General features: G+C 64.1%; 9 protein-coding genes, 1 tRNA gene and 1 pseudogene. 3 read left to right on the top strand and 8 right to left on the bottom strand.

Going from position 1 to position 7383, the window contains the following annotated elements; genetic code table 11:
* A pseudogene (locus tag GJ631_RS11110) lies at positions 1–775 on the bottom strand (hypothetical protein); the annotation flags it as partial.
* 164 nt (positions 776–939) lie between these two features.
* Here GJ631_RS11110 and GJ631_RS11105 point away from each other — a divergent pair.
* Positions 940–2259: a cytochrome P450 gene (locus tag GJ631_RS11105; protein ID WP_156709229.1), complete on the top strand. Its 1320-nt coding sequence runs from the start codon at positions 940–942 to the stop codon at positions 2257–2259.
* On the opposite strand, the gene GJ631_RS11100 is transcribed toward GJ631_RS11105, so the two are convergent.
* The 5 genes from GJ631_RS11100 to GJ631_RS11080 form a co-directional block, all read right to left on the bottom strand.
* Positions 2256–2879, bottom strand: a complete 624-nt coding sequence (locus GJ631_RS11100; RefSeq protein WP_156709227.1) for a hypothetical protein — start codon at positions 2877–2879, stop codon at positions 2256–2258. The two genes, GJ631_RS11105 and GJ631_RS11100, sit on opposite strands and share 4 nt — an antisense overlap.
* A gap of 98 nt (positions 2880–2977) precedes the next feature.
* Positions 2978–4066: a twin-arginine translocation signal domain-containing protein gene (locus GJ631_RS11095; protein WP_156709226.1), complete on the bottom strand. Its 1089-nt coding sequence runs from the start codon at positions 4064–4066 to the stop codon at positions 2978–2980.
* Positions 4067–4142: 76 nt separating this feature from the next.
* A complete protein-coding gene (locus GJ631_RS11090; protein ID WP_156709225.1) occupies positions 4143–4448 on the bottom strand; it encodes a hypothetical protein in 306 nt (101 codons plus the stop codon).
* Positions 4449–4520: 72 nt separating this feature from the next.
* Positions 4521–4594, bottom strand: a tRNA-Val gene (locus GJ631_RS11085).
* A 38-nt stretch (positions 4595–4632) separates the two neighbouring features.
* Entirely contained in the window at positions 4633–4899 is a 267-nt protein-coding gene (locus GJ631_RS11080) for a hypothetical protein (RefSeq protein ID WP_156709224.1), read from the bottom strand.
* A gap of 217 nt (positions 4900–5116) precedes the next feature.
* Here GJ631_RS11080 and GJ631_RS11075 point away from each other — a divergent pair, with 217 nt between their 5' ends.
* Positions 5117–5491, top strand: a complete 375-nt coding sequence (locus GJ631_RS11075) for an iron-sulfur cluster assembly accessory protein (protein ID WP_156709223.1) — start codon at positions 5117–5119, stop codon at positions 5489–5491.
* Positions 5492–5577: 86 nt separating this feature from the next.
* Here GJ631_RS11075 and GJ631_RS11070 read toward each other — a convergent pair whose 3' ends face one another.
* Entirely contained in the window at positions 5578–5775 is a 198-nt protein-coding gene (locus GJ631_RS11070) for a dodecin (RefSeq protein WP_156709222.1), read from the bottom strand.
* Positions 5776–5887: 112 nt separating this feature from the next.
* Between GJ631_RS11070 and GJ631_RS11065 the strand changes: the two genes are divergently transcribed.
* Entirely contained in the window at positions 5888–7072 is a 1185-nt protein-coding gene (locus GJ631_RS11065; RefSeq protein ID WP_156709221.1) for an alanine--glyoxylate aminotransferase family protein, read from the top strand.
* Here GJ631_RS11065 and GJ631_RS11060 read toward each other — a convergent pair.
* Complete coding sequence (locus GJ631_RS11060; RefSeq protein ID WP_156709220.1) at positions 7058–7372, bottom strand: hypothetical protein; 315 nt, start codon at positions 7370–7372, stop codon at positions 7058–7060. The two genes, GJ631_RS11065 and GJ631_RS11060, sit on opposite strands and share 15 nt — an antisense overlap.
* Between the last annotated feature and the right edge of the window lie 11 nt (positions 7373–7383).

Raw genomic sequence — 7383 nt, 5'->3', positions numbered from 1 at the left:
TCAGTGCAACGGCGACGATGCTCGCTGCGAACAGCGCGAACGCAGCCACCTTGATGGGCGGCGTGTCGGTGATGCCACCGCTCCCCGGCGTCGGATACGACGGTTCCCCGCCGACGGTCGCACCGGCGGCAGCCGGGTCGGGGTCGGGCGTCGGCTCCGGCGTCGCGGCGACCGGTTCGAAGTCCGACTCACCCTCACCGAGCCAGCCGGCGAAGTCGAACCCGCCGGGGTACGTGTCGACCGGTTCCGGCGAACCGAAGAACGGCAGCACGCCGAGCAGTCGCGAGCGCGCCGAGACAGCACGCTCGGGCGAGGAACCGACGACGCGGGGCATATCCGGCGGCTCTTTCGGCCCGGCCTCGCTGTCGTCGGTAATCCAACGGCCGAAGTCGAAGCCGTCGTAGACGGGACCCAGTTCGGCCGCTTCTTCCGTCGTCGTCTCGGCTTCCGTCGTCGTCGTCGCCTTGGCTTCGGTCTCTTCGAGCCACTCGGCGAACTCGAAGCCGGCGAAGTCGGCCGGACCGACGGTCCCCTCGGCTTCCGCCGCCGTGGTCGTCTTGGCGGCGGAAGCCGTCGATTCATCACCCGTATCCGGAATCACGTCACCGAGCCACGAGTCGAAGTCGAAGCGACTGTTGGTGTTCCCCGCCCCGTCGGTACGTGTCGGTGGTTTGTCGTCGGGTTCCTCGGAACCACCGTCGGGAACTCCAAACTGGAAATCGCCGACCTCGGCCTCGCTTCGGTCGTCGTCCGGAGTTTCGTTGTTTTCGGTCATGCGATACAGAGCGCTCTGTCCTTGGGGAAATGATACGAGAAGATACGTATAAATTCTCCGCAGAATATACCCGGTGACTTATACGGGGTCGCCGAAACACAAGCGGCCGTCCCCGCCGCCACCCCGGTCTTATTGCCCCGCGAGACCCTACGTTGGGTATGTCGATGGACGACCAGCCGCCCGGACCGAACGGCGTACCCCTCCTCGGAAGTACCCACCGGTACGCCCGCGACCCGTTCGTTTTCATGGACGCGGTCGGTCGCGCCTACGGCGACATCGCCGCCTTCGAACTCGCCGGACAGCCGACGTACATGCTCACCGGGCCGGACACCATCGAACGCGTGCTGGTGAGCGAGGCCGAGAGCTTCCGAAAGCCGGCCTTCGGCGACGACGCCGTCGAGGAACTGCTCGGCAACGGCTTGCTTCTCAGCGACGGCGAGGCGTGGCGCCATCAGCGAACCCTCGCGACGGAGGCGTTCGACCCCGCTCGATTCGATGACCTCACGTCGATGATGACCGACCACGCCCGAACGCTCGTCGAAGGGTGGGCCGCAGGCGACGTGGTCGACATCCGCGAGGAGATGGCCGAACTCACGGTGAAGATTATCGCCGAGGCGATGTTCGATGCGACGCTGGACGACGAGACGACCGCGACGATACAGGCCGCCCTCGAACCGCTCGGCGCGCGGTTCGAACCCGACGCCCGTCGGTTCCTGCTACCGAACTGGCTGCCGACCGCCGAGAACCGGGATTTCCACGACGCCATCGGCACGCTCGAAGATATCCTCGACGACATCGTCGCCGAGCGTCGGGCGATGGGTACCGACGGCGACGACCTGCTCGGTGTCCTGCTCCGGGCACAGGAACGCGGCGAACAAACCGACCGACAACTTCGGGACGAACTCGTTACGATGCTTCTGGCCGGCCACGACACGACGGCGCTGACGCTCACCTACACGTTCTTCCTCCTCGACCAGAATCCGGAGGTTCGCCGGAAACTGTACGCAGAACTCGACGACGTCGGCGACGACCCGACGTTCGCGGACGTGCGAAACCTCGAATACACCGACCGAGTGCTCAACGAAGCGATGCGGCTGTACCCGCCCGTGTACACCCTGTTTCGGGAATCGACCGAACCCGTCGAACTCGCCGGCTACGACCTTCCGGAGGGGGCGCTGTGTATGCTCCCGCAGTGGGTCGTCCACCGCTCGTCGCGGTACTACGACGACCCCGAGACGTTCGACCCCGACCGCTGGCTCCCCGAGCGCGCCCGAGAACGCCCGCGGTTCGCGTTCTTCCCGTTCGGTGGCGGCCCACGCATCTGTATCGGTAAACAGTTCTCGCTGCTGGAGTCGAAACTCATCCTCGCGGCCGTCGCGAGCGAGTTCGAACTCGAACGCGTCGACGACGAACCGCTGGAACTCCGGCCGTCGCTGACGATGCACCCGCGCAATCCGGTCAGAATGCGTTTGACGCCGCGTTAACGTTCGTCCCAGCCGCCCGTTTCGGCGTCGTACTCGAACTGCTCGGAAAAGAGGTTCGCCACCGTCGAAACCGTTCGGTCGTCGTGGGCAGCGGGGTCGATGTGGAAGTACCCGAGTGCGCCCGCGTTCTCGATTTGCTGAGTGAGCATGTGCAGGAACCTGAACGCACGCTGGAGGTCCGCGTACTGTAGCAGCGTCGTGAGCGAGTCGAAACACAGCACCGTCGTCGCGTCGTCGTCGCGCCACGCCGAGAGACACTGACTGACCTTGATTCCGATGCCGGTGAGGTCACCGGGCTCGGAGACGGTTGTCGTCGATACCGTCGTTCCGTCGGGACCGACAGTTGCCGACGGAACGTCAGCTGCCGCGGCACTGCGCGTCTCGTCGGCCGTTATGATGCCGACTTTCTGCGACAAGCCGCCGTGACGGCGCCATGTATCGAGAATTCGGTCCGGTGTTCCGGAAAGAGAGACGACACACAGGTTCACATCGTCGCCAGCGTGGAGCGACGGACAGATGCTCCGCTTCCCGTCGCTCAACGCCGGTGCCCGAAGGAGAACGTTCCCCGGAGGGGCAACCGACACGTCGTCCGACCCGCGACGACCGCGCGTAGTACTCATCGCTAAGTACCACTACCATCCCTAGGCATATAAATCGAGGTTCGTGTTATCGCCGCGAGAAAACGCCCCGTCGAATCGCGTTCGGTCGCGGGCCGGTATTATTCCCGCGCGAGGATGTCGTCCCAGAGCATGTGACACTCGTCCGTCTCCCAGCCCCGTTCGCTGGTGAACCCACGTACCTGAATCCGTTGGACGTTCTCCCCCTGCTTGAGCGGGTGTGTCCCGGTGTACGACGCCCCCGACTCGGTGTCCTCGAATCTCACGTCGGCCGTCCCATCCGACCAATCGAACCGCAGCGAGACACGAACCCACCGTTGGTACTCCGTGCCCGAATCGACCTGGGCGATGCCCTCACCGTCGTCGACGACCCACTGGGGATTGTCCGAGGTCGTGCCGATTTCGACATCGCCGGCGTCGTTCAACAGCCGGATACCGCCACCCCAACTCGCGGACGACTCGTACCAGTAGTACCTGAACTCACCAATCCGTCGCGCCGAATCGAAGTCGGCCGTCGCAATCGTCCCGACCCCACCGCGGGCGTCTATGCCCACGCTGTTCGCCCCGGAGACTGCGGACGTACTCGTCCGACGCCACGCCGACTCGACGACGTTCCACTGGCTGAGGTCGTCCTCGAACCCATCGTAGAACACGGTGTCGCCGGGGGTCTCCGTTTCCGTCTCGGGGTCGTCCTCCGTATCGGTGTCTTCGGACTCCGTCGGGGACTCCGTTTCCGTCCGTGTTCGTGTCGGTGTCGGTGTCCTTCGACCCCGCTGGAGTTGCCAGATACCCCACGTATCGCCGTCTCGACGAACGTCGAAGGTGTACCAGACCTGCCCGTCCGGAGTCCCCGAACTGCCGCTGAACTCCAACTGTGCGTGGACGGTCGCCCTATCTCCCTCCGAGGAACTCGTCTCGATGGTGACGATGTCGATGCTCGTCCCACTGACCTGTTGTTCGCTCAGCGACTCTCGGAGCGGCGACTCGGAGTGAAGCGAACTCCTGATGGTGTCGACGTCGTCGTTTCTGAACCCCTCCGCGAACGTCCGAACCGGCTGGTGCCGTTCGTCGCCGCCAGTCAACTGGTCACTGGAACATCCCCCAATCGCGGTTGCCACGGCGAGTGCCCCCGTCGAACGGAGGAACGACCGCCGATTCCGCGTGCCCTCGTCGGGCGACTTTCGCGTCACGCCGCGGGCTTCTCGGAGGGACCCAATAGACCTAACGGACAGTTGAAACGGTGAAACCGGCCGACCCCGGGCGGATTCACCCCTGTTCGTTTTGTGCCGCCACGACGTGGGTTCGCGCCTCCGCCCGCGTCATCCCCCGCACGCCACAGGAACAGGAGAGCAGTTCCGGGTCGGCCAACTCCTCGACCTGTTCGGTCTCCGCCCGTTGGAGTTCGTCCGATTCCGCGTCGTAGGTAAACGAGACCCGATAGCTCACCTGTGCGACGCCCTCGATTCGGTGGTTCTCGTCGGGGTCCGGGTTCTCGATGGCGGCTTCGTGTTCGGCCTGCATCTCCGCTTTCCACTGTTCAAGGGCCTCGTTAGTCTCGGTCTCGTCGGTCATACCTGAGGTGTCCGTGCCGAACCCGAAAAAAGACGACGGGAAATGCTCCTGCAGAAAACGGAAGTGAACGGATGGGTCGGGACGGATTCGAACCGTCGGCTTCCTCCGTGTGAAGGAGGTGTCATAACCAACTAGACCACCGACCCTGCGGCCGAAAATATCCCCGCCCCGAACTTAACCCTTTTCAAGCAGCCGTACGCTCGCGGCGACGAGTTCCGAGTTTCTCGCGACCACTCCGAATCGCGGTACGCGTTCTGGCCTCGGCTCTCTCACCGAAGTCGACGAGTTCGGTCCGAACCACGTCCAACCGCCGAGGTTCGGGTTCGGACTCGCGGGCCGTAAATCCCCGAACCTTCGTCTCCACCGGTTTCAGCTCCTCAACGACGCCCGCTTTCGTCGTTTCGCCCGCACGCTTCAGGTAGTATCTCGTGTCTTGGAAGTGCTTGTTCATGTTACATGAGTAACTACTCCGCCAGCAGATATAGCCGTTGTGGCACTTGTGATACACTGAATCACTGTTCTTCAGTCGTGGGGTCTCATTCGATTCTATCTAATTTATTACTATTTTTTGAATCCTGTAGTGGGCACGTTCGTCCCAAGAGAGCAGCCACCGGGCGAGTCGTGACAACGGCGTCAGGATTATTGCCGTCGGCGTGGTAGCAAGTTTCATGAGCCAGACCGCCGACGCAGGCGAGGGAGCGGAGACGGGCGAACCGGTACAGGTAACCGAGGAAGCGGCCGAACAGGCCCTCGATTTGATTCGCGACGAGGGCTTGGACACCGACGAGGCCGGCCTCCGGCTGTTCGTCAAACAGGGTGGCTGTGCGGGACTCTCCTACGGACTGCGCTTCGACCTCGAACCGGAAGACGAGGACGCGGTGACGACCCACCACGGTCTGCGCGTGTTCGTCGACTCGGCCAGCCAGAACTATGTCGAAGGGTCGGTGCTGGACTTCGAGGGCGGCCTACAGGGCGCCGGCTTCCACGTCGAGAACCCCAACGCCGAAAGCGAGTGCGGCTGTGGCGAGTCGTTCCGGACCTGACGCTGGTCGGTTAGTCCACGAAAAGCCGTCGTGCCGAACGGCACGACGATGCTCCTTCCCTCCTTGCGCGTGCAAGGCCGCGATGGTTACGCGAGTTCGAACGCGACTTCGACTTCGGCTTGATACTCCCGGCCTTCGACGGAGGCGACTTCGACGCCTAACTCCCCGACTTCGACCCACTTGACGTTGTCGAGGGTGTCTTCGGCCCGGTCGACCGCCTCGTCGACCGCCGCGTCGAAACTCTCGTCGCTCGTCCCGATGAGCGTTATTTTCTTGAAGACCATCGCATGTGACCTTCTCACTGGGGGTTAGTAAAACTACCTTGACGTGTCGGAACACATACTATTACTGAGCACTTCCGCACCCCTTTTGTGCTGTGGCTGTCCACGTTCGTGTATGGAACCTCCGGTAGCGGAGTTGCGGCTCCCGGACCGCCTGCTGATGGGTCCGGGTCCCAGCGAGACTCACCCCCGCGTGTTGGACGCCTTCGGAACGCCACCCGTCGGCCACCTCGACCCCGCGTTCATCGACGTGATGGACGACACACAACGGCTGTTGCGGGCGACGCTTCGAACGGACAACGAGTGGACGATTCCGGTCAGCGGAACCGGGTCGGCGTCGATGGAAGCCGCCATCGGAAACCTCGTCGAACCGGGCGAGACGGCCGTCGTCCCCGGGAACGGCTACTTCGGTGACCGCATGGCCGAGATGGTCCGACGCGCCGGCGGCACCGCCGTCCAGGTGGAAACCCCGTGGGGGGAGCCGCTGGACTCCGCCGACGTTCGGGACGCCTGCGCCGAACACGACCCCGCCGTCGTCGGGGTCGTCCACGCCGAAACCTCGACGGGGGTCCGGCAACCCGAGATGTCTGCCATTGCGGACGCGGCCCACGACCACGGCGCCGTAGTTGTCGCCGATTGTGTCACCTCCATCGGTGGCGTCGAGTTCCGGATGGACGAGTGGGGTATCGACGCCGCCTACGCGGCCTCCCAGAAGTGTCTCTCCTGTCCGCCGGGTGCGAGTCCGCTGTCGGTCAACGACAGGGCGATGACGAAAATCCTCGACCGAGAGGAGCCGGTTCGGTCGTGGTATCTCGACTTATCGCTGCTCGACGACTACTGGGGCGAGGAACGCGCCTACCACCACACGGCCCCGGTGAACAACGTCTACGCGCTCCGGGAGGCGCTCCGGCTTGTCGACGAGGAGGGCGTCGAAAATCGCTGGCAGCGGCACGAGCGATACGCAGAGGCCCTACAGGATGGACTGTGGGCGCTGGGACTGGAACCGGTCGTCGAGTCGGACGTGCGACTGCCGAGTCTCACGACCGCCCGACTCCCGTCGGGGCTGGAGCCGGGTGAGGTCGTCGCGACGATGCGGGACGAGTACGACGTCGAAATCGCGACGGGACTCGGCGCGTTCGCCGACGAGGCGATTCGCGTCGGTTGTATGGGCTACGGCGCCCGTCGCGGTCCCGTCCTCGAAACGCTCGGTGCACTGGGCGAGACGCTGGCGTCGGCCGATGTCGGCGTCGAACCCGGCGCGGGCGTCGAAGCGGCGGTGGCGACTCTAGGGCGCCGGTAGGACGTCACCGCTCGGGTGGAGTACCTGATACTCCCCGTCGTCGACGCGCATTACTGCCCAATCGTAGTCGGGTTCTGTCGAAAGTAACCGTTCGCGGACGGTGTTCGCTTGGTCACCGCGAGCGACGAAACATCGAAGTCGGCCATGCGTGGCCGCGTCGTCTGGGTCGTCAGTCGTGACGTGGACGGTTCGCCACTTGCGTTCGGCGCGGAGTTCGTCTCCGTCCTCCGTAACCTCGTACCCGAGGTCGGAGAAGATGGTTCGTGCCTCCTCGACGAGAGATGTGCTAACAGCACCCATTCGTACGCAGA

Source organism: Natronomonas sp. CBA1123 (assembly GCF_009741925.1).
GTDB lineage: Archaea > Halobacteriota > Halobacteria > Halobacteriales > Haloarculaceae > Natronomonas.
Note: the sequence above shows the minus strand (reverse complement) of the source record. Positions and strands in the feature narration are given on the sequence as shown.

Coding starts and splice junctions, on each gene's coding strand:
- GJ631_RS11090 (WP_156709225.1), bottom strand. CDS start 4,448: ATGACCGACGAGACCGAGACTAACGAGGCCCTTGAACAGTGGAAAGCG.
- GJ631_RS11065 (WP_156709221.1), top strand. CDS start 5,888: ATGGAACCTCCGGTAGCGGAGTTGCGGCTCCCGGACCGCCTGCTGATG.
- GJ631_RS11070 (WP_156709222.1), bottom strand. CDS start 5,775: ATGGTCTTCAAGAAAATAACGCTCATCGGGACGAGCGACGAGAGTTTC.
- GJ631_RS11060 (WP_156709220.1), bottom strand. CDS start 7,372: ATGGGTGCTGTTAGCACATCTCTCGTCGAGGAGGCACGAACCATCTTC.
- GJ631_RS11080 (WP_156709224.1), bottom strand. CDS start 4,899: ATGAACAAGCACTTCCAAGACACGAGATACTACCTGAAGCGTGCGGGC.
- GJ631_RS11105 (WP_156709229.1), top strand. CDS start 940: ATGGACGACCAGCCGCCCGGACCGAACGGCGTACCCCTCCTCGGAAGT.
- GJ631_RS11100 (WP_156709227.1), bottom strand. CDS start 2,879: ATGAGTACTACGCGCGGTCGTCGCGGGTCGGACGACGTGTCGGTTGCC.
- GJ631_RS11075 (WP_156709223.1), top strand. CDS start 5,117: ATGAGCCAGACCGCCGACGCAGGCGAGGGAGCGGAGACGGGCGAACCG.